Genomic DNA, 23,454 nt, shown 5'->3' on the forward strand with positions numbered 1-23,454 from the left:
GCTTGTCCCCGCCCGGGCGTTGAACAATAGATGCGGATGAGTGCTGAACTCGTCCAACGACGGGTGGGGACAAGCCCCGCGCCCTCCTATATTCGCTTTACACTCCACCCTCTATTCCTTTGCTTTCATGCTACAGATGATGATTTCCAAGCGCATTGGGCGCCGCCAGTTCCACTTCACCGTGCAGGGCGTCAACTTCCACGAGGTGGTGGCCGAGTACGACCGGCTTAGCTTCCCCGATGTGCTCAACTGCGGTATCTGTGGGTCCGACAACCTCGATTTATCGTCCCGTGTGGCCCAGGACAAGTTCAAGTACACCTCTGTGAAGTGCGTGGACTGCCGCGCCGACCTGACCTTCGGCAAAATGCAGCGCGACGACCAGACCGTGTTCCTGCGCCGCCGCGAAAACGGCGACCTGGACTGGCAACCCTGGCGCCGCCGCGACGAGGCGTAGCCGGCCGAATGCTGGCGGGCCCGGCGTACAACGTCTGACTGGTTGAAGGTAGAACCACTGCCCAACCGGCCGACTTTGTACGCTGGGCCCGCTTTTTTACGTTCTGTGCTGCCGCCGGTATCCAACCCAACGCCTACCTTCGTGTTCATGACCGCACCTCGCCGCCCCCTACCGCTGCTGGCTCCTTCCTTGCTGGCCTCCGACTTTGCCAACCTGCAGGCTGAAACTGAAATGCTGGCCCGTAGCGCCGCCGACTGGCTGCACTGCGACGTGATGGACGGCCGCTTCGTGCCCAATATCTCCTTCGGCCTGCCCGTGCTTCAGGCTATCCACCGCCATGCCCGTCAGCCCCTGGATGTACACCTCATGATAGAGGAGCCCCAGCACTACCTGGCCGCTTTCCGCGACGCGGGCGCCGCCAACCTCACGGTGCACTACGAGGCCTGCCCGCACCTGCACCGCGTGGTGCAGCAGATCAAGCAGCTGGGCTGCCGCGCCGGCGTAGCCCTCAACCCGCACACCCCCGTGTGGGTGCTCGAAGACATTGCCGCCGACCTCGACCTGGTGTGCATCATGTCCGTCAACCCCGGCTTCGGTGGCCAGAGCTTTATCCCGAACACCCTGCGCAAAGTAGCGGCGCTTAAGGAGCTATTGGTGGATTGCGGCTCGCCCGCGCTGATTGAAATTGATGGGGGCGTGAGCAGCGACAACGCCGCCGCCCTCGTGCAGGCCGGCGCCGACGTGCTGGTAGCAGGCTCCTTCGTGTTCAACTCCGCCGACCCCGTGCGGACGCTGGCCGAGCTGCGCGAGCTGGTAAGCGCCACCGTAGCTACTGAGGAAGCCGAATGAAGAACGCGGGATGGGGTAGGGAGCCGGCCGGTCTGTGGCTGCTGCTGCTGATGCTAGGGCTGGGGCTGCCGGCTGCCGTGGCCCAGACGGCCGCGCGCGTGCTGGTGGAAGGCGTGGTGCTGGACGAGGCCGGGCAGCCGGTGGAGCTGGCGGGCGTAGGCGTAGAAGGCCAGCCTGGTGGCACTAACACCGATGCCGCCGGCCGGTTTTCTTTTTCCGTGACGCCGCCCACCGGGGCGCGCCCGCTTATGCTGGTGGTGCGCCGCATTGGCTTCCAGCCCCTGCGCCAGCCCCTGGATCTTGCCAACTCCCGGGAACTGACCCTCAGACTGCAAACCGACACCCGCGCCCTGCGCAATGTGACTATTCGTGCCCGCCCCGGCACCACCGACGTGCGCGAGCAAGTCAGCATCACGCCCCTCGACCCGCGCGCGGCCAAGGAGCTACCTTCCGCTTTCGGCGACTTCAATAAGATCCTGACCACGCTGCCCGGGGTGGTGGCCAACAACGAGCTGACGAGCACCTACGCCGTGCGTGGGGGCAACTACGAGGAAAACCTGGTGTACGTGAACGGCTTTGAGGTGTACCGGCCGTTCCTGGTTACCTCCGTCCAGCAGGAAGGTTTGAGCTTTGTGAACCCCGACCTGGTCGACAACGTGGAGTTTTCGACAGGCGGCTGGCAGCCCCGCTACGGCGACAAGCTGGCCTCGGTGCTGAGCGTGAACTACAAGCGTCCCGAGCGGTTTGCCGCTTCGGCCACGGCCAGTCTCACCGGCGGCACGGCCCACGTAGAGGCTACTTCGCCCAATCGCCGGCTTACCTACCTGGTAGGGGTGCGCTACAAGAACCCCACCTACGTCTTCAACACGCTCAAAACAGCTCAGGGCCAGTACAACCCCACGTTCTACGATGCGCAGGTGTACCTCACGGCCGCCCTGGGTCGCGACACCACCGACCCCGGCCGCACCACGCTCAGCCTGCTCACGGCCGTGGTCCACAACGATTTCCTGTTCACCCCTATATCGGGCAAGGCCACTTTCAGCACCGGTACGGCCCAGTTTCAGCGCCTGACCATCCTCTACGACGGGCACGAGCGGATGCAGTACGATACCTACCAGACGGGCCTGAGCTTGCGCCGCCGCTTTTCGCGCACCTTCACCGGGGAGCTGCAGGCAGGCTTGCTGCTATCCAGGGAGCTGGAGTACCGCGACGTGGAGGCGGGCTACTTTTTCGCCGATATCAACCGCGACCCTAACTCGCCTGACTTCAACCAGGAAGTGCGCCAGCGCGACGTAGGCTCCCGCTTCAACAACTCCCGAAACACCCTGCGGGCCCGCGTTGGTACCCTGGAAGCCCGCACCGAGTGGACGCCCGGCAACCGCCACAGCGTATTGGCCGGCGCCAAGGGCGGGCAGGAGCAGATCGAGGACGTGCTGAATGAGTACAGCTACGTCGATTCGGCCGACTTCGTGCCCGACTTCCGCCGCACCCGCCTGCGTTCCGACCTGAACCTGGACAGCTACCGCTACCAGGGCTACGTGCAGGACCGCGTGGCCCTGGACTCCCTGCGCACGCTCACCTACGGCCTGCGCGCCCACTACTGGACGGTGAACGGGCAGTTGGTGGTGAGTCCCCGGGCGCAGTACTCCTTTATCACGCGTCGCAACCCGCGCCTCTCGTTCAAGTTCGGGACGGGCCTTTACTACCAGCCGCCGTTCTACCGCGAGTTGCGCCGCCAGCAGGCCGAGCGGGCCACGCCCCAGGCCCCGCTGGTGTACGCGGCCTCCCTGAACCCGGAGCTGCGCGCCCAACGCTCTTTGCACGTCATTGCTGGCTCTGATCTGCAGTTTGAGCAGTGGGGACGTCCTTTCCGCCTCACGGGCGAGGTGTACTACAAGTACATGACGGACGTGGTGCCCTACGATATAGACAACGTGCGCCTGCGCTACTACGCCCGCAACAACGCCACGGCCTATGCCGCCGGCTTCGATGCCCGCGTGAGCGGGGAGTTTGTGAAGGGCGACGAGTCCTGGATCAGCCTGGGCGTGCTCACCACCCGCGAAAACCTTTCCGACGATTCGCTGACCGTGTTCAATGCCGATGGGCAGGCCGTGGGCAAGCAGCCCAAGGGCTACATCCGCCGCCCCAGCGACCAGCGCTTAAACCTGGGCATCTTCTTCCAAGACCATTTGCCCAACATCCCGTCAGTGAAAGGCTACGTGAATCTGGTGTTTGGCTCGGGGCTGCCGTTCAGCCCGCCCGAGGCGCCGGAGCTGCGCGGCACCACCAAGCTTACCCGCTCTTATAAGCGCGTGGATATTGGCTTTTCCAAAGTGCTGAGCTTGAATAGCAACGCGGCCACCCGCCGGGCCGGGCAGCTGGAAAGCCTCTGGCTGGGACTGGAGGTGCTCAACATTATTGCGGCCAACAACGTGGGCGGCTACAACTACGTGCAGGACCTGAACGGCCTCACGTACGCCGTGCCCAACTACCTCTCGCCCCGCGTGGTGAACGTGCGCGTAATTGCACGGTTCTAGACAAGGTGCCAGCAAGGCAAACCCTTTATGCGCTTACTCCCAGCCAGCCGAACAGCGTAAGGTGAACACCTAGGATGAGAGGAAAGACCAGATAAGCGGCCCATTGCTGGCGCCCCGTACCAGACGATGACATACTCGCTTGGTTTAGCAGCAGCAAGTAAGCCGGCAGCAGGCCGAAAAAGAGGAAGGCGTGAATGAAACCCTGACCTTCATGGTCGTGGGTGCCGCCGCCGTAGAGCTTAATACCAGCATCGTGCGCGCAGATTAGCAGAGCCGCCAGTGCGGAGCGCAAAGCCAGAGGGCCAGGCGCCCGGAGCAGCAACAGCGTGAGGCCCAATACCACCAGGGGCGTGAGCAGGATTTCCAGGGGAGCAGCATAGTAGCCGAGTAGGACGTTGGTACCGACCAGCATCAGGCTGGCTAGCAGGGCGAGGAACAGTTTCATAACGAGGCCCGGGTTACTGGTGTACGTCCTTAAACCGAAGCATAGCGCCTAACTGCTCTTCCTTTTCTGCATCGAAGCCGCAGGTGGCCGTGAAGCGGGCGGGGTTCCGGTAGGTGCCAAATAACCAGTCCCACACCACCAGGTCGCCGTAGTTGTGGCTGTGCTGCTGGTACTGATGATGGACGCGGTGCATTTCGGGCCGCTGAAAAATGTAGCCCACCCAGCGCGGCGTGCGCACGTTGGTGTGGTAGAAAAACTCACCCAGGGCCGTGCAGAGCGTGTAGATGGCGCCGGCCGCCGGGCTGAGCCCCAGCACCGTGTACACCAGCAAGCCGCCAATGAGCGAGTTGACCGTCATTTCCAGCGGGTGCTTGTAGAAGGAAGTAATAACCTCAATGCGTTGGGGGCTGTGGTGAATCTGGTGAAAGTGCAGCCACAGAAAATCCTGGGTGTGGCGCCAGCGGTGCCACCAGTAAAAAATGAACGTGGCCACCACGTAAGCCAGCACGCCACTGGCTACCGGCCCCAGGTGCTGGGAAACGTGCAGCAATGAGTAGGCCGAAAACCATTTCTCCCATGAGAAGCCCGCCACTACCACCACCAGCAGTTGGGCCAGGTTGACGGTCAGTACCCGCCGCGGCCAGCTGGGTACCCAGGGCAGCTGCCAGCCCGGAACTACACGCTCCAGCACAAAGCAGAAAACAAACGCCAGAAAGATGAACACCAGCAGGGGCGGAGCCGACAGGTGGTAGCCGCCCACAAGCAGCGCAGCAAACAACGAAAACATAACCAAAGGAGCTAAGTGAAAAGGATGCTCCAAAAGTCAGTCTTCGGAAAGCCGGAACGCTTGATATTTATCAAGAACTGCGGCGGGCGCGCAGGCGGCTCAGGGTTTCGGGGGTGAGGCCCAGGTGGGAGGCCAGCAGTTTGAGCGGCACCCGCTGGAAGATGGCGGGGAAGTCACGCAGCAGCTGCTCGTACCGCTCGGTGGCCGAGTACATGCGCAGGTGCAGGGCTCGTTGCTCGCTCAGCACGTAGTACCGCTCCGTGAGGGTGCGCCCAATGAAGTTGAACTCGGGAAACTCCCGGTACAGCTGCTGCAGCTGCTCGTAGCTGAGCGACCAGAGCCGGCAATCTTCCAGGGTCTGCAGGTACTCGTGGGAAGGCTGCCGGGCAAAAAAGGAATGAATTGAAATCACGAAATGTCCCTCCGGCATAAACCAGGACGTGACTTCCTTGCCTTCCTTGAGGTAAAACCCGCGCACCAGCCCCTGCTCCAGAAAATACAGCCGGCTGGCCGTTTGTCCGGGCTGGAGCAGATAGACCCGGTCGGCCACCGCTTCCGGGCGCGCCAGCTGCCGCAGCGCCGCTACCAGCCCTTCCGACATCGGGTGAATCGACTCGCACACGGAAAGAAACGCTTCCATGCTTGCCAAGGTAATGCCTCCGCGGCCGATAAGAAAACAGGCGCCGTTTCGGGGCGCCTGCTAGAGTTGAGAGCAAGTAATCGAAGATGTTTAGTACGCTTTGGCCTGCCACTCGGTGAGGGCAATGCGCATGGTAGGCTGCTGGGCCTTGAAGGTAGCGTCGTCTTTGTCGCCGAGCTTGAGAGCCTTGCGGGCATACACGACAGCGGTGCCATAATCCTGCTTGGAAGCCATAAGCCGGGCCTTGATCCAGGTGTTGGTGTAGGACTCGTTTAAGCGAATCGACTCGTTGATGTAGTGCAGGGCCTGCTCGGCCTGCAGGTTGTTCTGCACCAGGTACTCGGCGGCCTGGGCCAGCAGCTGCCAGTTGTTGGGGCGGGCGGCCAGGGTTTGCTCGATGCCGGCCAGCACCTGCGCATGCACATCGGTTTCGATGAGGAGGGAGCCGGTAAGCTTTTCCCAGCTCAGGTTGAGGTGGGCGGCCGTGGGGCGCACGTCCGAAAACCAGTAGCACAGGGTTTCGCGGAAGGCGGAAGCTTCCGGCACAATGGGCACACGCACCACGTCCTGGGCCGCATCGTAGCCCTCCGAGCCCCAGTGGGTCGTTACCTTATTCAGTACAAACTGCCAGTCCTGGTCCGACACGGGCAGCACAAAGAGCGAGTATTTGCCTGCCAGCACCAGCTTGCCGTTCACGTGCACGTTGCTGGAAAAGCTGATGACGGTATTCTCGTTGGCCCCGGCCCGCCAGATCTGGTTGTAGGGCACTAGTTGCCCCCACACGCCCCGGCCTTTCACGCTGGGCGAATGATATTCCACGGTTATGTCGGTAAGCCCCACGGTTTGCTGCAAAAGGGCGCGGGGGCTGGCCTGGGGGAGTGGTAGCTGTACCTGGGTGGTATCGGGGGCACCTGATTGCGCGGCGGCGGTAGGACAGAACCCGGCCGCCAGCAGCAAAAGTCCGGCAGAGAAGAGAAAGCGCGTAAAAGCCATAAGCAAAACCAGCAACAGGAGAGGCACCATGTTCGAAACAATAGTGCCAAAAAGTGGGAGCAGGGCGAAAAGAACGAAGATACAGGTTGTGAATTTGATTTTTTCCGGCGAAAAGTTTTCAACTCTGGCCGGCGCGCTTACCTTTGCCCCGCTACTGCAAGCCCCGTATGCCTTTCTCCGCGCTTTTCCTGAGTCCCTCAAGCCACCTGGCTGCCCCCGTTGCGGGCCGCCTGGCCGGGGCCGGCGCGTCTGAGACCCAGCATCACCATCACCACGGGCATCATTCCTCTTTCTAGAGGAATATACGCATCATATTGACCCCGTTGGGCGAACCGCACCCTTGGTTCCCCGGCCCCCGAAAATCAGGTGGCCCGGCCGAATACTGGCCATTTTCCAACGTTTGGGTCCGTTGCCCTGTTTCCCACCAAAGTCCCCAGTCTGAATTACGATTGAGTGTTGGCCATTCCTGGCAATTGCTCATTACTAATTCGTAATTATTAATTGAAAGAAATATGCTCCGTCTGGCCATCCAGAAATCGGGCCGCTTAAGCGAAGACTCCCTGAATTTGATTCGGGAATGCGGCATCAGCTTCCTCTCGGCTTCCTACAAGCTCAAAACCGAAGCCACCAACTTTCCCCTCGAAATCCTCTACCTGCGCGATGACGACATTCCCGGCTACGTACAGGACGGCGTGGCCGACCTGGGCATCGTGGGCCAGAATGTGCTGGTGGAATCTGGTTTCCCCGCCTTGGAAGTGGAAGGGCTTGGTTTCAGCAAGTGCCGCCTAAGCTTGGCCGTGCCCCGGGCCGCTGCCTACGACTCCGTGCAGGACCTGCAGGGCGTGAACATTGCTACCTCGTACCCCCGCATCCTGGGTGATTACCTGGCGGAGCGCGGCGTAAAAGCCAACCTGCACACCATCAGCGGCTCGGTGGAAATAGCCCCGAGCATCGGGCTGGCCGAGGCCATCTGTGATATTGTTAGTAGCGGCTCCACGCTGCTGGGCAATGGTCTGCGCGAGGTGGAAACCGTGTTCCGCTCCGAAGCCGTGCTCATTGCCAACCAGAACCTGAGCGCTGAGAAAAAGGAACTACTCGAGCAGCTACAGTTCCGGATGCAGGCCGTGCGCCGCGCCCGCCGCAATAAATACATTGTGCTCAATGCCCCCGTGGCCGCCCTCGACGCGGTGAAGGCCCTGCTGCCTGGCATCAAGTCCCCAACGGTAACCAAGCTGGCCGAAGATGGCTGGGTGTCGGTGCAGTCGGTGGTGAACGAGGACGACTTCTGGCACATCACCAGCCAGCTTAAAGCCGTCGGCGCCGAAGGCATCCTGGTACTGCCGATTGAGAAAATGATTAGCTAAAGCTGAATGTGACAAATGAGCGTGAATGTGGGAAATGTGAAAAATGACTAGTTGAAGCAGTTGATGATTCACATTTCCACACATTTTTCACATTCCCCACATTAATTAAGATGAACATCTTTCAATATCCCGTACAGGCTGAATGGCCGGCGCTGCAGCAGCGGGCCGCCCAGCAGCAGGCCCAGGACGTGGAGCAGCGCGTGCAGCAGATTTTTGAGGATGTGCGCCAGCGTGGCGATGCAGCCCTGCTCTACTACGCCCGCCAGTTCGATGGGGCTGACCTCACTAGCGGCCTACGTGTTGGAGCCGAGGAGTTGGCGGCTGCTGTTACCCAGGTGCCCGCGGAGCTGCAAACGGCTATCCGGCAGGCGCACGCCAATATCTTGCGGTTCCACCAAGCGCAAATTCCGCAGGAGGAGCGCGTGGAAACCATGCCGGGCGTGACGTGCTGGCGGCGGGCCTTGCCCGTGCAGCGCGTGGGCCTCTATATTCCGGGCGGCACCGCGCCACTGTTCAGCACCTTGTTGATGTTGGGCGTGCCAGCAAGGCTGGCTGGCTGCCCCGAAATCGTGCTGTGTACGCCGCCTCAGAAAGATGGCCAGGTAAACCCCATCATCCTGTTCACGGCCCAGCTGCTGGGTATCAGCACCATTGTGAAAGCGGGCGGGGCTCAGGCCGTGGCTGCGTTAAGTGGAGGCACGGAATCGGTGCCGGCGGTGGACAAGATTTTCGGCCCTGGCAACCGCTACGTAACGGCCGCCAAGCAGCTGGCCACCCGCTACGGCGTAGCTATTGACATGCCAGCTGGCCCCTCGGAGGTACTCGTCATAGCTGACGAATCGGCTAACCCGGCCTTCGTGGCCGCCGACCTACTCAGCCAGGCCGAGCACGGCCCCGACTCGCAGGTGATGTTGCTGTCCGACTCCATATATATACTGGAGCAGACCAAAGCCGAGGTGGAGCGCCAGCTGCGGGAGTTGCCCCGGGCCGAGGTGGCCGCCCAGGCCCTGCAGGAAAGCCGCGCCATTCTGCTGCGCACGCCGGAGGAAATGCTGTACTTCTCGAATCAGTACGCGCCCGAGCACCTGATTCTGGCCGTGAAAAATCCGGAACAGCTGGCCGAAGGCGTCACTAACGCCGGCTCCGTGTTTCTGGGCCATCTCACCCCGGAAGCCGTGGGCGACTACGCCTCGGGTACCAACCACACGCTGCCCACCAATGGCTACGCCCGCAACTATAGCGGCGTGTCTTTGGACTCGTTTCTGAAGAAAATTACCTTCCAGCGCCTCACCTCCGAAGGACTCCTGAACGTGGGCCCCGTGGTGGAAACTATGGCCGAAGCCGAAGGCCTCCGCGCCCACGCCCGCGCCGTCACGCTCCGCCTGGAGGCCCTGGCCGGCGGGGAGGAATAGAAATTCATATATACGCTGTCATCCTGAGCGAAGCGAAGATGGCACATAAGAAATCAACCGATGTTCAACCTTACTAGCCTCGTGCGCCCCAATATCCGGGGAATGAAGCCCTACTCGTCGGCCCGCGACGAATTTCAGGGCGAGGCCCAGGTCATGCTCGACGCCAACGAGAACAGCCTCGGCAGCGCTGGCCCCGACCAGTTCAACCGTTACCCCGACCCTCAGCAGCGCGCCGTGAAATCAGAGCTGGCTCAGCTGAAAGGTGTGCGGCCGGAGCAGATTTTCCTTGGCAATGGTTCTGATGAAGCCATCGACCTGCTGGTGCGCCTCACTTGCGTGCCCGGCCAGGACAGCCTGCTCATCCTGCCGCCTACCTACGGCATGTACGAGGTAGCGGCCAACCTGAACGATGTGCGTGTGGAGCGTATCCAACTGACGCCCGACTTCCAGCTTTCCCCTGAAATTGTGGCCGGGGTAGTAGCCTCGGAAGCAAAATTGGTATGGCTCTGCTCGCCCAACAACCCCACCGGCAACCTGCTGCACGCCCAGTACATGGAAGAAATTCTACGCGGTTTCCGCGGACTCGTGGTGGTGGATGAGGCCTACGCCGACTTCGCCCCAACTGCCAGCTGGACAACCCGCCTGGACGAATTTCCCAACCTAGTGGTGCTGCAAACTTTTTCCAAAGCCTGGGGCTTGGCGGGCCTGCGCCTGGGTATGGCCTTCGCCTCTTCGGAAGTCATTGGCTACCTCAATAATATCAAGCCGCCCTATAACGTGTCGGAAGCTACCCAGCGCCACGCCCTGGCCGCTTTGCACGACGCTGCTCGCTTTGAGGCGCTACGCCTGCAGTTGCTCCAGGGCCGCGAATGGTTGCAGGAGCGCCTGCCCGCGCTGCCCATCGTGGCTGAGGTATTCCCCTCGGATGCCAACTTCCTGCTAGTGCGCTTCCACCCCGACGCCACGGCCCTGTATGATTTCCTGGTCGCCCGGGGCATCATCGTGCGCAACCGCACCACCCAGCCCGGCTGCGCGGGCACGCTCCGCCTCACCGTGGGCACCCCCGCCGAGAACGAGCAGCTACTCCAGGCGCTGCGGGAGTTTGCGGAGTAGTATATACTAAGGAGTAAGCGTTCTGCTGGGCTTTTCGAAGCATCTCTACCGCTTCATTTCAACAACTAGTATGGCCAAAACACTGAGTCAACTCAAATCTGCCGTTGCTAAAGCGAAAGCACTCAATAACGTAGAGCTACACGCTGAACTGAATCAGATTTTGGCTACTATGAAGCAGCCTTGGCCCAAAGCTTTTCGCCTGCTTTCAAAACTGTTGCAATGCGCCTCCAGTCAAATATCCAAACATTATATAGCTGATCTGTTTGGAGAAGCTACAGACCCGCAGGTCTTAAAGCCATTAATGAGAGCTGCAAAAGCAAGTGAGAATAGAGAGTACAGTTCCAACTTCATCTTTCCCTGTGCACAATATGACTGCACCGATTATGTGAATTTTTTTGTGCAGTTCCTCCTGACATGTAAAGATCCAGGAGAAGCAATGGCTGGGTGTGTGCATGTAATTGAAGAGATGCAAGGCCCTTTCGATTCAGACAGTATTAGGATAAATGTTGCCAAGCTTCTTGGGCGAGACAGAAGCATGATACCTACCGATCTACAAACGCAAGATGAAGTTCTGACCCTGCAAGCTGCCTATGCGTTGTTGGATAAGTACTTCTCACAAGTTGACCGGCAATGGAACCTTGAACTGCGAGTTAGTAGCTAACCCTTGCCTTTACAGAGTCTTGGTCAGCCACGACAACGAACATCATTTAATTTCATGAAAAAAGTACTCTTCATTGACCGCGACGGCACCATCCTTATTGAGCCGCCGACGGATTTCCAGGTGGACGCGCTGACGCGGGAGAAATTTCAGTTTGTGCCCGGCGCTATTACCGGACTCGCGCGTATTGCCCGGGAACTGGACTACGAGCTGGTGCTGGTGAGCAACCAGGATGGTCTCGGCACCGGGAGCTTTCCGGAGGATACCTTCTGGCCAGCCCACACCATGATGCTTGATGTGCTGCGCTCGGAAGGAGTGGAGTTCGTGCGGGAGCACATCGACCGGAGCTTTCCCCACGAGAACCTGCCCACCCGCAAGCCCGGCACCGGTATGCTCACCCAGTACCTGGGCGAGACCAGCGGCTACGACCTGAAGAATTCGTTTGTCATCGGCGACCGAGTGACCGACGTGGAGCTGGCTCAGAACTTGGGCTGCCAGTCTATTCTGCTGAAGCCGGAAGGGGAGGGCGACGAGCGCGCCGCGCTGACGACAATGAGCTGGGAAAAAATATACCAGTTTCTCCGGCTACCCGCCCGCACCGCCGTGGTACAACGCGACACGAACGAAACTAAAATCAGCATTGAGCTGAACCTCGACGGCAACGGCCGCCCCGAGATGCACACCGGGCTGGGCTTCTTCGACCATATGCTCGACCAGCTGAGCAAGCACTCGGGCGTGGATATGAAAATCACGGTGCAGGGCGACCTGCACATCGACGAACATCACACCATCGAGGATACGGCCATTGCCCTGGGCGAAGCCTTCACCCTTGCCCTCGGTGACAAGCGCGGCCTTGCCCGTTACGGCTTCCTGCTGCCCATGGACGACGTGCTGGCCCAGGCCGCCATTGACTTTTCGGGCCGCCCCTGGATTGTGTGGGATGCTGAGTTCAAGCGCGAAAAAGTAGGGGATATGCCCTGCGAAATGTTTTACCATTTCTTCAAAAGCTTTTCCGACGCTGCTCGGTGCAACCTCAACATCAAAGCCGAGGGCCAGAACGAGCACCACAAGATCGAAGCTATCTTCAAGGCCGTAGCTAAGTCGATTAAGATGGCCTTAGTGCGCGACGCCGGCCGTATGGAGATACCCAGCACCAAAGGTATTTTGTAGCTTACCCATTTGTTTTAACAAATGGGTAAGCTACTGTCTGGGTGAGTATTGGGTGCGTAACTATTGCTCTGAGTGGGGCGAAGGAACGTATTACAATGAACCGACTGGTGTTGTAGTAATAATGCCTTTTGCTTTGAGCAACACTAATTAACCAGCTCAAAACCTATTTACACATTTGTTTAAACACAGTAGCAAACCTTTGCTAACAACCGATATATTCAAATGGGAATAGCCATCATTGATTACAAAGGCGGTAACGTACAGTCGGTGCTTTTTGCGCTGGAACGGCTTGGCGTGCAGGCTACGCTCACAGCCGACCATGACGTAATTCGCCGCGCCGATAAGGTGCTGTTCCCAGGTGAAGGCGAGGCTGCTTCGGCCATGCGGGAGCTGAGGACCCAGGGCCTGCACGAACTGCTGCCCACACTTACGCAACCCTTCCTGGGTATCTGCCTGGGGATGCAGCTGCTGGGCCGCCACACCGAGGAAGGCGGAGGCACCGACCTGCTGGGTATTCTGCCTTTCGACGTGGTGCGCTTCCCGGCCGCGCCGGAGTATAAGGTTCCTCACATGGGCTGGAATAACCTGCAGACGTTACGCAGCCCGCTGTTTGAGGGCCTCAGCGGCGAGGACTACGTGTACTTTGTTCACAGCTACTATGCCCCGGTGGGCGGATATACCATTGCGGAGGCCGCCTACCCGGAGCCGTTCAGCGCGGCTGTGCAGCACGAGAACTTCTACGCCGTGCAGTTCCACACCGAAAAGAGCGGCCCCGTCGGCACCCGCATCCTGGAAAACTTTCTCAAGCTGTAGTCCTAATCACACCATGGAAATCATTCCCGCCATCGACCTGATCAATGGACAGTGCGTGCGCCTGACGGAGGGAGACTTCGCCCAGCAGACCACCTATGATGCCGACCCCTTGGCCGTGGCTCAACGCTTCGAGGCCGCCGGCGTGAAGCGCCTGCACCTGGTAGACCTTGATGGCGCCCGCGCCAAGCGCCCCGTAAACCTGCCCGTGTTGGAGCGAATTGCCCGCCACACCCGCCTTCACATCGACTTCGGAGGCGGGCTGCAGAGCGGGGAGACCGTCCGCCAGGCCTTTGACGCCGGAGCCCGGCAGATTACCGCCGGCAGCATTGCCGTGCGCGAGCCGGAAACGGTGAACGGCTGGCTCCAGACGTTTGGGGCGGAGCGTATCATCATTGGGGCTGACTACCGCGATAACCATATTTCCATCAACGCCTGGGCCGAGCAGAGTGAGCGGACGCTGCGGGAGTTTGTGGAGGGCTACCTGACCAGCGGAGCCACTACGTTCATCTGCACCGACGTAAGCAAAGACGGTAAGCTCCAGGGGCCTTCTCTGGCCACCTACACCGCCCTGCGCGAGCAAGTGCCTGCTGCCCGTCTCATTGCCAGCGGCGGCGTCACTACCATTGCCGACGTGGAGGCGCTGGCCGCCGTGGGTATGCACGGGGCCATAATCGGCAAAGCCATCTACGAAGGCACTATTACCCTGGAACAGCTGCGGCCCTGGCTATAGGTTCGTTTTGCGTGGTTGGCTTTTTATTGTTCGCCTGTGCTTGATAACTAAGGCAGCAACACGCCATTCAGACGAAAAACGAAAATCCAATAACGAAAAACGAACAAGATGTTAACCAAACGAATCATTCCCTGCCTCGACGTGAAGGACGGGCGCACCGTGAAAGGGGTGCGTTTTGAGGGCCTGCGCGACGCCGGCGACCCGGTGGCTCTGGCTTCCCGCTATGCCCGTGAGGGGGCCGACGAGCTGGTGTTCCTGGATATTACCGCTACAAACCAGAAGCGCGCCACGCTGGTGGCTCTGGTGCGCGACGTAGCCCGCGAGCTGGACATTCCGTTCACCGTGGGTGGCGGCATCGGCACCATATCCGACGTGGAAGCCCTGTTGATGAACGGAGCCGACAAAGTAAGCATCAACTCAGCCGCTCTAGCGCGCCCGGAGCTGATTGATGAGCTAGCCGCCCGCTTCGGCTCCCAGTGCATTGTGGTGGCCGCCGATGCCCGTTACCATGAGCCTGGTGGCTGGCAGATCTATACCCGGGCTGGCACCCACAACACCGGCTTGGATGCCCTGCAGTGGTGCCAGGAGGTTGCTGACCGCGGCGCCGGCGAAATTCTGCTCACCTCCATGAGCAACGACGGCACCAAGGACGGCTTCGCGCTGGACATTACCGGGGCCGTCAGCCGGGCTGTTTCGGTGCCGGTGGTAGCCTCGGGTGGGGCCGGCTCCAAGCAGGACTTTACCAACGTGTTTCAGCTTGCCCATGCCGATGCTGGTTTGGCCGCCAGCATTTTTCACTTCGGTGAAATCGGCATTAGGGAGCTGAAAGAGCACCTGCGCCAGGACGGCATTGCCGTGCGGCTGTAAAGTAGTAGTGAGTAGGTAGTATTGAGTAGTGAGTACAGTTTTACAGCTCATGTCATTGATACCAGCCAACTCGACTACTCATTACTTATTACCAACTACTTACTCAATACTAAAGAATGGATTTTGCCAAAATGCCCGATGGGCTCATTCCCGTGATTGTGCAGGATGTCCACACGGGACAGGTGCTCATGCTGGGCTACCAGAACGAGGAAGCGCAGCGGGTAACCCGGGAAACGGGCCGCGTCACGTTCTTTTCCCGCTCCAAGCAGTGCCTCTGGACCAAGGGCGAAACGTCAGGTAACTACCTCACCGTGGTAAGTGAGCACGAGGATTGCGACCAGGATGCCCTGCTTATCCTGGCCCGCCCCGACGGCCCCACCTGTCACCGGGGCACTACCAGCTGCTTCGAGCAAGCCGATCAGACGCGCTATCCGGCCCCAGCTGTGAGCTTCGTGGCGGAGCTGGAGCGCCTGGTGCAGCGCCGCCACCAGCACCCCGACGAAGAGCCCAATTCCTACACGGCGTCCCTGTTTCGCAAGGGGATGCCCAAAATAGCCCAGAAAGTGGGAGAGGAGGCCGTCGAAACTGTTATTGATGCGGTAGCTGGCAACACCGAGGGCCTCAAAGGCGAAGCCGCTGACCTGCTTTACCATTTGCTGGTGCTGCTCACGGCCTCAGGCTTATCCATGGAAGATGTGGTAACTGTGCTCCGGCAGCGCCACAGTACCATCTCCGGCGGTGTGCGCCGGGAGTAACATCGAACAGCTGACCCCTTGTGAAAAGCTGTCTGTGGGCTTATAGACGCGGGCACCGTTCACTCACTTATCCTTTCTGTAGTTTATGACTTCTTATGCTATCCAATTGTTACCCCTACATGCCGAACAAGCTGCTATTTTTCATCGGTGGATTCAGGACCCGGAAGTTATTGCATACTCGCTGTCGGTGTTTCAACAGTTGAATACACTGGCTGAAGTTACACAATGGCTGACGGCTACGCTGGCGGATATCAGAAGCCTGACACTGGGCGTGTATCTGGCCGAAACGCGGGAGTTGATTGGCTACGCGGGCATTACCAGCATTTCAACGGTCAATCAATCCGGCGAATATTTCATCTTGGTGGGCGAAAAACGGTACTGGGGCAAAGGCATTGCCACGGAGGTCACCCGGCAAGTGGTGGCGCGGGGCTTTTCTGACTTGCGTCTGAACCGAATTATGCTGACAGTTTCGGAGCCCAATCAAGGCGGCGTGAAGGCCTACTTACGGGCCGGGTTCCAGCTGGAAGGCCGCCTGCGGCAGGCGTGCTTTCGGCATGGGGCCTTTCATGATAAGCTGGTGATGTCGGTGTTGCGGCAGGCGTGGAGTGCGCTGCTTCCGTAAGGCTACAACCCCGTAAAAGTCTCCAAACCTATCCGTTTGGGCCCTGTTGCGTATGGGCAGCTACGCTTCCTGAAAACCTTCCGTACTTTGCGCCCCGTTTTACCCGTTGTTTCTATGTCTGCTCCCGACCGCGCTGCTTACCTTGCCTCCCAAAGTCTTACGGTGCTGGTGCCCGTGTACAACGAAGAAGAAAGCCTGGGGCAGTTTGTAGTGGAGATGGACAAGTTTCTGGCCGAAACCCCGGTGGCTACTACGGTACTGTTCGTAAACGACGGCTCCACCGACAACTCCCTGGCTCTTCTGCGCGACGTATGCCACCAGAAGCCGGCCTACGAGTTTATCAGCCTCAGCCAGAACCGGGGCCTGAGTACGGCCGTGAAAGCCGGCATCGACCACGCCCGCACTACGCTCATCGGCTATATCGACTCCGACATTCAGACCACGCCGCTGGATTTTCTCACGTTCTTTGAGTTTCTGCCCGAGTTTGATATGGTCAACGGCATCCGGGCCAAGCGTCAGGATACCTTCGTGAAGAAGCTGTCGTCGGTCATTGCCAATACCGTTCGCCGCACCCTCATCAACGACGGGATTCAGGACACGGGCTGCCCCTTGAAGATCATCAAAACCGACTATGCCCGCCGCATTCCCCTGTTCCATGGCATGCACCGCTTCCTGGGGGCGCTGGTGCAGCTGCAGGGCGGTAAGGTGAAGCAGCTGCCGGTGCGCCATTTCCCGCGCTTTGCCGGCACAGCCAAGTACAACCTCTGGAACCGGGCCTGGAAGCCGCTGATCGATACGTTTGGTTTCCGCTGGATCCGCAGCCGCTGGAAAAACTACGAAATTGGGGAGCATCACCGGGCCGAAACCGCGGTAACCGAGTCAGCGGGCAACTAAGGCAGGCGCTATGACTTCGCAAACCGTTGCCCTGGGTATTGGGCTGGTCTCACAGCTGCTGTTTTCGAGCCGGATTGTGCTGCAATGGGTGCAGAGTGAGCGGGCCAAGCGGGTGCTGGTGCCCACGCTGTTCTGGCAGATCAGTCTGGTATCCTCGTTTCTGATGATTGTCTACGGCATTCTGCGCCACGACCCGGTCATCCTGCTGGCCCAGCTCATCAGCTACGCCATTTATATCCGCAACCTGCAGCTGCTGGGCGAATGGCGCAAGCTCAACGGCTGGTTCCGGGCCGCGGCCTACGTGTTTCCGGTGGTCATGCTGGGGTGGTTTATCCTGGGCACCCAGCACTTCAGTTTGCGGGCTATGCTGGGCAGCCGCATTCCGGCCGGGCTGCTGGCGCTGGGCGCCATCGGGCAAACCATCTTTCTGCTGCGCTTTGTCTACCAGTGGATCTACTCGGAGCGCAAGGGCGAGTCGTCCCTGCCGCTGAGCTTCTGGGTTATCAGCTTCGTCGGTTCGGTGCTGATATTGGTGTACGCCGCATTGCGCCAGGATGCCGTGCTGCTTATTGGGAATGTGTTTGGCACGGTGGTGTACGCCCGCAACATTGTGCTGCTGCGGCGGGAGCAGGCCCGGCAGCAGGCATCCCTCAGCTAAACTCAGCTAAACTACAGCCAAAGCCCGCTAAGTAGAGCTTCTTTCTTACTACTGTTTACTGGCCTTCCTGCTGACCCATCCACTGCACGAAAGCCTGCAGGCCCTCGGCCAGGGGAGTGCGGGGGGCGTACCCCAGGAGCTGGTGGGCCTTGGTGATGTCGGCGTAGGTGACGTCCACGTCGCCGGGCTGCATGGGCTGAAAGCGCAGCTCCGGCTCCACGCCCACGGCCTGTCCCACAGCTTTAATGAGCTCCAGCAGCGTCACCGGGCGGTTGTTGCCCAGGTTCAGGGTTTCGTACACGCCCGTGTGTGTGAGCAGATGCTCCACGCCCGCCGCAATGCCTGCCACCGTATCCAGCACGAAGGTATAGTCGCGGGCCGTGCTGCCGTCGCCAAACACGGGAATAGGCTGCCCGGCCTGCAGCAGGCGCACAAATTTATGAATGGCCAGGTCGGGACGCTGGCGGGGCCCATACACGGTAAAAAACCGGGCGTTGAGCACGTCCAGCCCGTAGAGGTGGTGGTAGGTGTAGGTGAGTTGCTCGCCGGTGAGCTTGGAGGCCGCGTAGGGCGAGATGCACGCGGCCTGCAGGTTGGCATCTTCCCGGAACGGCCGCGCCGGCGTATTACCGTACACGGAGGACGACGAGGCAAAAAACAGCTTTCGGATTTCCCGCTGCCGCATCCATTCCAGCAGGTGGGTGGTACCCAGCACGTTGTTGTCGAGATAGTCGATGGGAGCCTGCACGGAGGGCCCCACGCCGGCTTTGGCGGCCAGGTGGACCACTACTTCAATCGGTTCGGCGGGCAGGGCGTCTACCAGCGCATCCTGGCCGTGGCGTAAGTCTACCTCGTGAAAGGTGAAGCGGGGATGCTGCCGGAATCCGGCCATATTCTGTTCTTTGCGGTGGCGGCCGTAAAACGGGTCAAAGTTATCCAGGCCCGTCACGCGGTGCCCGCGCTGCAGCAGTAGCTCCACGAGGTGTGACCCGATAAATCCAGCGCAACCAGAGACCAGCACAGACGCCATTGGCAGAAAGAAAATAGGAGGGATGCTTCCCGAAAAAGACCAGGGAAGACGGCAAAGGTAGCCGATTTTGCCACCCCGCCGCCGCCGTATACGTAGGCACTCACCTCTATGAAACAACCTGTACGCGGCCGGAAGGCCATTTTACTCTCTTGGCTGTTTCTGGGCAGCCTCCAGCTAGCGTGGGGTCAGAATGCCATGCCGTTGTCCGTCAGTCAGGTACAGGTGATAGGGCATGCCGGATCGGGGTTTTTCACGCCTATCAATCCGTTCAATTCTTCCCCGCCCAGCTCCTGGCGCGGTATCGTGCGGGCGCTGCAGCGTGGGGCCGATGGGGTAGAAATAGACGTGCAGCTCAGCCAGGACAGCATTCCGCTGCTCTACCACAACCCCAATCTGTCTTCCATGACGTCTGCTGCCACGGGCTGCATCAGCACCACGCCGGCTGCCGCCGTGCTGGCGTTGCGATACCGCGGGGGCTGGCCCTACGACTGGCTGCAGCGGGAGCGGCCCCAGCGCCTCGATACTGTGCTGGCCCGCCTGGCCCGGCGCCCTGTGTTCCCCATTCTGCACCTGGACCTGCACGAATCCGACGACTGTACCCCCTACGGAGACGGTACCCGCTCCCGCACCCTGGCCCGGGCGTTGCGGGCGCTGCTGAGTCACTATGCCATTCCCCCGCAGCGCCTCCTGATTCTAACCAACCAGCCGGCCACACTGCGCTATCTGCGTCAACTGCTGCCTGGGGTGCCCCTGGGCCTGGAGGTAACGGAGAACGTTGACGCGGGGCTGGAGCAGGCACAGGAGCTGGGCGTCGAGGCTGTGGTGCTGGCCAAGCGGGTGGTAACCCCTGATCGAAGCGCGGCCGTACATCGGGCGGGCCGGCTGCTTGTCATCTTCGGAGGCCGTTCCCCGCAGGCCATCCGCCGGCTGCTGGGCTGCCTGCCCGACGCCCTTGAGGTCGACAATGTGCGGCAACTGCTACGCCTTCGTCGGCAGGCTCTCCGGCAGCTGGAAAGGTAAGCAGTACCTGTTTTCACGGCATTTTTCACTTAAAACCGAACAAGATAAGTTGACAGCATTTTCCCGGTTTCTGCAAACCCGCGTCGGGCGGGTGGGTTCGGTTTTACTTATCTGTGCCTGTACTTTTTTCGTGCACCTGGGTGCCCCGGAGGTAGGGCTGATGGAGGCGCGCAACTTCGTGGCGGCCCGCGAAATGGTGGCCGGTGGCTCCTGGCTTATTCCGACCATGAATGGGGCCCTGCGCCTGGCCAAGCCTCCGCTGCCTACCTGGGCCGTAGCCGCACTGCAAACCCTTACCGGACCTACTGACAACGTAGGGATATTGCGCCTGCCTGCCGCTAGCATGGCCACGCTGCTGGTCTTCTTTTTCTGGGGGCTGGCCCGGGAGCTAACCCGCTGGCTGCCGGGGGAAGAAGAAGAACCGGGGCGCACGGCCTGGCTGGCGGCCGTGGTGCTGGCCAGCAGCCTGCTGCTCGTCACCGTGGGCCGCGACGGGCAGTGGGACATCTTTTCCAACGCCTGGATGGTGGGCTGCCTGTGGCTGCTGGTGCATGGCCTCCGCACGGGGGCATTGGGGGCGTATGCCGGGGCCGGGGTGCTGCTGGGCTTCACCATCCTAAGCAAAGGCCCGGTAGCCCTGTATGCGCTTTTGCTGCCTTTCCTGGTGGTCTATAGCACGCGCGTAAGCCCCCGGCCCGTCGCAATGTCAAGGCTGGGAGTGGGCACTCTGCTGTTTATGGTGATAGGAGGGATGGTGGGTGGTTTCTGGCCCTGGTATGTCTGGAGTCACGTGCAGCCGGAAGTATTGGCCGTGGCTCGGGTAGAAGTGGCTTCCTGGGGCGAGCGGCACGTGCAGGCGCTCTGGTACTACCTCAATTTTCCGGTGTTCACCGGGGTGTGGGCTCTGATAGCCTTGGTGTCCCTGGTGGTGCCGTACGCGCGCCGGCGGGCCGCCGGGTACGTGCCCTATATGTTTTGCCTCGGCTGGCTTCTGCTCACGCTGGTTCTGCTGAGTGTCGTGCCCGAAAAGAAAGAGCGGTATATGCTGCCCCTGATGCTGCCTCAGGTACTGTTGCTTACCGGGCTGCTGCGGAGCTGGGAAACCACGTTCCGCTCATCGGCTGCCAGTCGTTCCGACAGGGTGTTGGTGCGCCTCTGGGGCGGTTTGCTGCTGATTGTTTGCGTCGCCTTACCTGTCCTTATGCTGGTAGTGGCGCTGCCGGGCTTTACGCGGGCCGAAATGCCTTTCTGGCTGGTGTCGTGCGTTGCCGGGATATTGGGCATGCTAACCTGGTGGTTCGGATTCCGTACAATAAAACCCGCTGGGCTGATGTTGGTTTCGGTCATTCTGATGGGGAGTGTTATGGCTTTGCTGATGCCCGCCTATCCGCAGTGGGAAAACCGGAAGGCCGAGGCAGGCATTGAGCGGATGCAGGACGTACGGGGAAAGCTGGATGATAAACCTTATAGGTGGTATAGTCTTACTACTTTGCACATCAAGCAAGTGTGGGCTGCCGGGCGTACCGTGCCACGCTGGCAGCCGGATACCACCCGGCTGCTGGCTACTCCAATTGTCATTATAAATTCTCAGCCCACAGTCTCAGCAGCTGCCCTTGGTAAGCAGCTGCCCCCAATTACGATAAGCAAAGTGGATAGCTTCTACGTGGGCCGGGACCAGAAATCTGAACAACTGTTTGTGTTCCTGGTGCGCCCATTATTGTAGCTCTCTAATCCTGTCTTCCACTTAAGCCTAAGTCCCCTGGCACGCCGCCCAGGGGACCTTTTTTGGATAGACGAATTATTCTGTTCCTATTCGCGGGAAACCTGCCGCCGTATTTTCTCCAGCAGGCTCTGCACAATTACCAGGTCGGTAGCATCCTGAATTGTTAAATCGGTATGCAGGCCCGGGCCACTAAGCTGGATCCGGAATACGGGAGTGGCAGTGTTCTGTAGAGGTGGCTCTGTCGGGGCCGGCTGGCTCGTTGTTGGATTTGGGTAAACCGGTGCCTGCTGGGGGGGCATAGGCGGGACTGTTGGCTGACTGATGGAGGTAGTCGGGAGTTTTGGCTGAAAAGAAGAACTCTTCTCCGAACCGGCTGCAAGTGTATTTGTCTCCGGATTGCGGGAAGGCAGGTTGAATAGCGCCGAGACAGGATCATCCACAGTAGATTCAATAGGCGGTATAAGTGAGGGGGGGGCGGGTATACTATTTATAGGCTCAGGGAGTGTAGGAGCCGCAGGCGCATCAGATGTTGTTGTCTTACTGGTACCGGAGCTGGCTGGCTCTGCGGTGCGAGTACCCCGAAACATATTCAGGGGCATATCACCAGCGGCAAGCTCACGGCGTGGCCCCTGCTGAGCCGCAAGCTGGTCGATATCCACAATCGTGTTTTGCTCGTCGAGGATATCGACCATGCGGGCCCCGTCAATAAAAGCCTTGGCTACATTCTGGGCATTGATTTCCTCTACCCCGAACTCCCGGATAAGCATCACGTCCAGCATATGAACGGGAAGCTCTCTGTTGCGGAACTTTCGGCATATCTGGGTGAATAGAGGGGGATGAAGAAAAGCTTCCCGGTGGTAGATCTTTTCTTCCTGTTTGTCATAGGCGTGCTTGATCCGTCGAAATAGGTTGGTTGTGGTTAGAAACTCCCGTTTACTGGTAAGTAAACCGAACTTGACCGCAGAACCTACAATAGCCTTGAAGGATCCGCTTACTTTCCGGTCAAGCTTTCGGGCAGTGGTTTCAAGTGCACACTTGCCACCGGTGTCGTCTACTACTTCAGCTACTTCCCAGGCACTAGTATAAGAGGTACGTGGGTAGTCAATGGTTTTAGGCATAAACAGAAAGGAAGGGTGTAAAAGCAATAAAGATAAGGGACAGTAGCATAAAGTCAATAAAAGTACAAAAAAGCTTATAAATTACATGCTTTTTTGTACTTTTTATTACTAAGGAAGTCTAACCTTCATTAAAAGCACTCTTATTTATATAACAGAATAATATATACTAAACTACCGTAAGGGCGGACCCGAAAGGAGCGGGGGCATCTTACATCGAGTAAAATTGCTGTGAAACGAGGCGTGGTACCGTAGAAGGAAACAAGTTGACCAAAACATTATCTACATCTACATACGCCTCAGACTTATTATATAAAGCAAAACCAGGTGGGCTACTCAAAGGCGCCCGCGAATAAACCTGGCAGGCAGCCACCGCCCGTGCTCAAATATTAAGGAGACGGTGGTAAGAAGAGTGGTGATGCACTCAAATTGTCTGAATGCAAAAACGGTTTCTTAATTGTCTTGAAGAAGTTTCCGACACTGCTTAACCGGCTGGCCCAAACAGATCAGATGGCTAGAATACTAGAGGAGTAACTACGCTACAGCTCTATGATAAACGCCGGCAAAGTAGCTTGTGAGCAACAAGTCCCATGCTACAGCTGCAGCAAAACATTACAGCATCTGTAAGTAGCCATGACTGAAACCAAATAACATTGACCAATCTAACCCGCCTTAACGCTGAGAACTAATTACCTGGTCTCTACTAAGTACAGAACAATCAGAAGTCAGAATCAACTAACGGACTCTGATCTATCAACTTATTATTTGTCCTATAATTTATATTATGTTAAGTACCAGTTTACAA

At 59.1% G+C, this 23,454-nt stretch carries 23 protein-coding genes; 17 read left to right on the forward strand and 6 right to left on the reverse strand.

The annotated features are described in order from the left end of the window. Positions 1-127 precede the first annotated feature (127 nt). The 3 genes from I5L79_RS14285 (at position 128) to I5L79_RS14295 (ending at position 3,840) form a co-directional block, all read left to right on the forward strand. Positions 128-454 (forward strand): hypothetical protein, encoded by a 327-nt coding sequence (locus tag I5L79_RS14285; protein ID WP_196955735.1) that lies wholly within the window; start codon positions 128-130, stop codon positions 452-454. A gap of 147 nt (positions 455-601) precedes the next feature. Further along, positions 602-1,303, forward strand: coding sequence for a ribulose-phosphate 3-epimerase (gene rpe, locus I5L79_RS14290; protein ID WP_196955736.1), 702 nt, complete (start codon positions 602-604; stop codon positions 1,301-1,303). Next, positions 1,300-3,840, forward strand: a complete 2,541-nt coding sequence (locus I5L79_RS14295) for a TonB-dependent receptor (RefSeq protein ID WP_196955737.1) — start codon at positions 1,300-1,302, stop codon at positions 3,838-3,840. The genes rpe and I5L79_RS14295 overlap by 4 nt, the downstream gene beginning before the upstream one ends. A 25-nt stretch (positions 3,841-3,865) precedes the next feature. On the opposite strand, the gene I5L79_RS14300 is transcribed toward I5L79_RS14295, so the two are convergent. The 4 genes from I5L79_RS14300 to I5L79_RS14315 all read right to left on the reverse strand — a co-directional run bounded on the left by I5L79_RS14300 (position 3,866) and on the right by I5L79_RS14315 (position 6,705). Continuing rightward, the gene (locus I5L79_RS14300) at positions 3,866-4,285 is read right to left on the reverse strand and encodes a hypothetical protein (RefSeq protein ID WP_196955738.1); all 420 of its coding nucleotides are present in this window, start codon (positions 4,283-4,285) and stop codon (positions 3,866-3,868) included. Positions 4,286-4,298: 13 nt separating this feature from the next. Further along, positions 4,299-5,072, reverse strand: coding sequence for a sterol desaturase family protein (locus I5L79_RS14305; protein WP_196955739.1), 774 nt, complete (start codon positions 5,070-5,072; stop codon positions 4,299-4,301). 70 nt (positions 5,073-5,142) lie between these two features. Continuing rightward, positions 5,143-5,712 (reverse strand): Crp/Fnr family transcriptional regulator, encoded by a 570-nt coding sequence (locus tag I5L79_RS14310; RefSeq protein ID WP_196955740.1) that lies wholly within the window; start codon positions 5,710-5,712, stop codon positions 5,143-5,145. Between the two features lie 90 nt (positions 5,713-5,802). After that, the gene (locus I5L79_RS14315; RefSeq protein ID WP_196955741.1) at positions 5,803-6,705 is read right to left on the reverse strand and encodes a DUF2911 domain-containing protein; all 903 of its coding nucleotides are present in this window, start codon (positions 6,703-6,705) and stop codon (positions 5,803-5,805) included. Between the two features lie 512 nt (positions 6,706-7,217). Here I5L79_RS14315 and hisG point away from each other — a divergent pair. The 12 genes from hisG to I5L79_RS14375 all read left to right on the forward strand — a co-directional run bounded on the left by hisG (position 7,218) and on the right by I5L79_RS14375 (position 17,761). After that, a complete protein-coding gene (gene hisG / locus I5L79_RS14320; RefSeq protein ID WP_196955742.1) occupies positions 7,218-8,069 on the forward strand; it encodes an ATP phosphoribosyltransferase in 852 nt (283 codons plus the stop codon). A 110-nt stretch (positions 8,070-8,179) separates the two neighbouring features. Continuing rightward, positions 8,180-9,481, forward strand: a complete 1,302-nt coding sequence (gene hisD / locus I5L79_RS14325) for a histidinol dehydrogenase (RefSeq protein ID WP_196955743.1) — start codon at positions 8,180-8,182, stop codon at positions 9,479-9,481. A 60-nt stretch (positions 9,482-9,541) separates the two neighbouring features. Beyond that, positions 9,542-10,594 carry a histidinol-phosphate transaminase gene (gene hisC, locus I5L79_RS14330; RefSeq protein WP_196955744.1) on the forward strand — a complete coding sequence of 351 codons (1,053 nt, stop codon included), beginning with the start codon at positions 9,542-9,544 and terminating at the stop codon, positions 10,592-10,594. Between the two features lie 70 nt (positions 10,595-10,664). Then, on the forward strand, positions 10,665-11,255 hold the full coding sequence (locus I5L79_RS14335) for a hypothetical protein (protein ID WP_196955745.1): 591 nt from the start codon (positions 10,665-10,667) through the stop codon (positions 11,253-11,255). A gap of 54 nt (positions 11,256-11,309) precedes the next feature. After that, positions 11,310-12,422 (forward strand): bifunctional histidinol-phosphatase/imidazoleglycerol-phosphate dehydratase HisB, encoded by a 1,113-nt coding sequence (gene hisB / locus I5L79_RS14340; protein ID WP_196955746.1) that lies wholly within the window; start codon positions 11,310-11,312, stop codon positions 12,420-12,422. Between the two features lie 222 nt (positions 12,423-12,644). Beyond that, positions 12,645-13,235 (forward strand): imidazole glycerol phosphate synthase subunit HisH, encoded by a 591-nt coding sequence (gene hisH / locus I5L79_RS14345; RefSeq protein WP_196955747.1) that lies wholly within the window; start codon positions 12,645-12,647, stop codon positions 13,233-13,235. Between the two features lie 13 nt (positions 13,236-13,248). After that, the gene (gene hisA, locus I5L79_RS14350) at positions 13,249-13,965 is read left to right on the forward strand and encodes a 1-(5-phosphoribosyl)-5-[(5-phosphoribosylamino)methylideneamino]imidazole-4-carboxamide isomerase (protein WP_196955748.1); all 717 of its coding nucleotides are present in this window, start codon (positions 13,249-13,251) and stop codon (positions 13,963-13,965) included. Positions 13,966-14,073: 108 nt separating this feature from the next. Next, complete coding sequence (gene hisF / locus I5L79_RS14355; protein WP_196955749.1) at positions 14,074-14,832, forward strand: imidazole glycerol phosphate synthase subunit HisF; 759 nt, start codon at positions 14,074-14,076, stop codon at positions 14,830-14,832. Positions 14,833-14,948: 116 nt separating this feature from the next. Beyond that, complete coding sequence (gene hisIE, locus I5L79_RS14360) at positions 14,949-15,587, forward strand: bifunctional phosphoribosyl-AMP cyclohydrolase/phosphoribosyl-ATP diphosphatase HisIE (protein WP_196955750.1); 639 nt, start codon at positions 14,949-14,951, stop codon at positions 15,585-15,587. An 85-nt stretch (positions 15,588-15,672) separates the two neighbouring features. Next, entirely contained in the window at positions 15,673-16,209 is a 537-nt protein-coding gene (locus tag I5L79_RS14365) for a GNAT family N-acetyltransferase (protein WP_196955751.1), read from the forward strand. Between the two features lie 114 nt (positions 16,210-16,323). After that, positions 16,324-17,103, forward strand: a complete 780-nt coding sequence (locus I5L79_RS14370; protein ID WP_196955752.1) for a glycosyltransferase — start codon at positions 16,324-16,326, stop codon at positions 17,101-17,103. Between the two features lie 10 nt (positions 17,104-17,113). Beyond that, positions 17,114-17,761: a lipid-A-disaccharide synthase N-terminal domain-containing protein gene (locus I5L79_RS14375; protein WP_196955753.1), complete on the forward strand. Its 648-nt coding sequence runs from the start codon at positions 17,114-17,116 to the stop codon at positions 17,759-17,761. Positions 17,762-17,816: 55 nt separating this feature from the next. Here the strand turns inward: I5L79_RS14375 and I5L79_RS14380 are convergent, their stop codons facing one another. After that, a complete protein-coding gene (locus tag I5L79_RS14380; RefSeq protein WP_196955754.1) occupies positions 17,817-18,791 on the reverse strand; it encodes a GDP-mannose 4,6-dehydratase in 975 nt (324 codons plus the stop codon). A 108-nt stretch (positions 18,792-18,899) separates the two neighbouring features. Here I5L79_RS14380 and I5L79_RS14385 point away from each other — a divergent pair, with 108 nt between their 5' ends. Both I5L79_RS14385 and I5L79_RS14390 read left to right on the forward strand, forming a co-directional pair. Then, positions 18,900-19,811: a glycerophosphodiester phosphodiesterase gene (locus I5L79_RS14385; RefSeq protein ID WP_196955755.1), complete on the forward strand. Its 912-nt coding sequence runs from the start codon at positions 18,900-18,902 to the stop codon at positions 19,809-19,811. Positions 19,812-19,860: 49 nt separating this feature from the next. Further along, positions 19,861-21,534 (forward strand): ArnT family glycosyltransferase, encoded by a 1,674-nt coding sequence (locus I5L79_RS14390; protein WP_196955756.1) that lies wholly within the window; start codon positions 19,861-19,863, stop codon positions 21,532-21,534. 86 nt (positions 21,535-21,620) lie between these two features. On the opposite strand, the gene I5L79_RS14395 is transcribed toward I5L79_RS14390, so the two are convergent. After that, the gene (locus I5L79_RS14395) at positions 21,621-22,652 is read right to left on the reverse strand and encodes a hypothetical protein (protein ID WP_196955757.1); all 1,032 of its coding nucleotides are present in this window, start codon (positions 22,650-22,652) and stop codon (positions 21,621-21,623) included. Positions 22,653-23,454: the final 802 nt, after the last annotated feature.

The sequence above is a fragment of the Hymenobacter guriensis genome, from assembly GCF_015773195.1.
Taxonomy (GTDB): Bacteria; Bacteroidota; Bacteroidia; order Cytophagales; family Hymenobacteraceae; genus Hymenobacter; species Hymenobacter guriensis.

What these genes read in the sequence shown, in the direction of transcription:
- I5L79_RS14285 (WP_196955735.1), top strand. Translation starts at nt 128, where the DNA reads ATGCTACAGATGATGATTTCCAAGCGCATTGGGCGCCGCCAGTTCCAC.
- rpe (WP_196955736.1), top strand. Translation starts at nt 602, where the DNA reads ATGACCGCACCTCGCCGCCCCCTACCGCTGCTGGCTCCTTCCTTGCTG.
- I5L79_RS14295 (WP_196955737.1), top strand. Translation starts at nt 1,300, where the DNA reads ATGAAGAACGCGGGATGGGGTAGGGAGCCGGCCGGTCTGTGGCTGCTG.
- I5L79_RS14300 (WP_196955738.1), bottom strand. Translation starts at nt 4,285, where the DNA reads ATGAAACTGTTCCTCGCCCTGCTAGCCAGCCTGATGCTGGTCGGTACC.
- I5L79_RS14305 (WP_196955739.1), bottom strand. Translation starts at nt 5,072, where the DNA reads ATGTTTTCGTTGTTTGCTGCGCTGCTTGTGGGCGGCTACCACCTGTCG.
- I5L79_RS14310 (WP_196955740.1), bottom strand. Translation starts at nt 5,712, where the DNA reads ATGGAAGCGTTTCTTTCCGTGTGCGAGTCGATTCACCCGATGTCGGAA.
- I5L79_RS14315 (WP_196955741.1), bottom strand. Translation starts at nt 6,705, where the DNA reads ATGGCTTTTACGCGCTTTCTCTTCTCTGCCGGACTTTTGCTGCTGGCG.
- hisG (WP_196955742.1), top strand. Translation starts at nt 7,218, where the DNA reads ATGCTCCGTCTGGCCATCCAGAAATCGGGCCGCTTAAGCGAAGACTCC.
- hisD (WP_196955743.1), top strand. Translation starts at nt 8,180, where the DNA reads ATGAACATCTTTCAATATCCCGTACAGGCTGAATGGCCGGCGCTGCAG.
- hisC (WP_196955744.1), top strand. Translation starts at nt 9,542, where the DNA reads ATGTTCAACCTTACTAGCCTCGTGCGCCCCAATATCCGGGGAATGAAG.
- I5L79_RS14335 (WP_196955745.1), top strand. Translation starts at nt 10,665, where the DNA reads ATGGCCAAAACACTGAGTCAACTCAAATCTGCCGTTGCTAAAGCGAAA.
- hisB (WP_196955746.1), top strand. Translation starts at nt 11,310, where the DNA reads ATGAAAAAAGTACTCTTCATTGACCGCGACGGCACCATCCTTATTGAG.
- hisH (WP_196955747.1), top strand. Translation starts at nt 12,645, where the DNA reads ATGGGAATAGCCATCATTGATTACAAAGGCGGTAACGTACAGTCGGTG.
- hisA (WP_196955748.1), top strand. Translation starts at nt 13,249, where the DNA reads ATGGAAATCATTCCCGCCATCGACCTGATCAATGGACAGTGCGTGCGC.
- hisF (WP_196955749.1), top strand. Translation starts at nt 14,074, where the DNA reads ATGTTAACCAAACGAATCATTCCCTGCCTCGACGTGAAGGACGGGCGC.
- hisIE (WP_196955750.1), top strand. Translation starts at nt 14,949, where the DNA reads ATGGATTTTGCCAAAATGCCCGATGGGCTCATTCCCGTGATTGTGCAG.
- I5L79_RS14365 (WP_196955751.1), top strand. Translation starts at nt 15,673, where the DNA reads ATGACTTCTTATGCTATCCAATTGTTACCCCTACATGCCGAACAAGCT.
- I5L79_RS14370 (WP_196955752.1), top strand. Translation starts at nt 16,324, where the DNA reads ATGTCTGCTCCCGACCGCGCTGCTTACCTTGCCTCCCAAAGTCTTACG.
- I5L79_RS14375 (WP_196955753.1), top strand. Translation starts at nt 17,114, where the DNA reads ATGACTTCGCAAACCGTTGCCCTGGGTATTGGGCTGGTCTCACAGCTG.
- I5L79_RS14380 (WP_196955754.1), bottom strand. Translation starts at nt 18,791, where the DNA reads ATGGCGTCTGTGCTGGTCTCTGGTTGCGCTGGATTTATCGGGTCACAC.
- I5L79_RS14385 (WP_196955755.1), top strand. Translation starts at nt 18,900, where the DNA reads ATGAAACAACCTGTACGCGGCCGGAAGGCCATTTTACTCTCTTGGCTG.
- I5L79_RS14395 (WP_196955757.1), bottom strand. Translation starts at nt 22,652, where the DNA reads ATGCCTAAAACCATTGACTACCCACGTACCTCTTATACTAGTGCCTGG.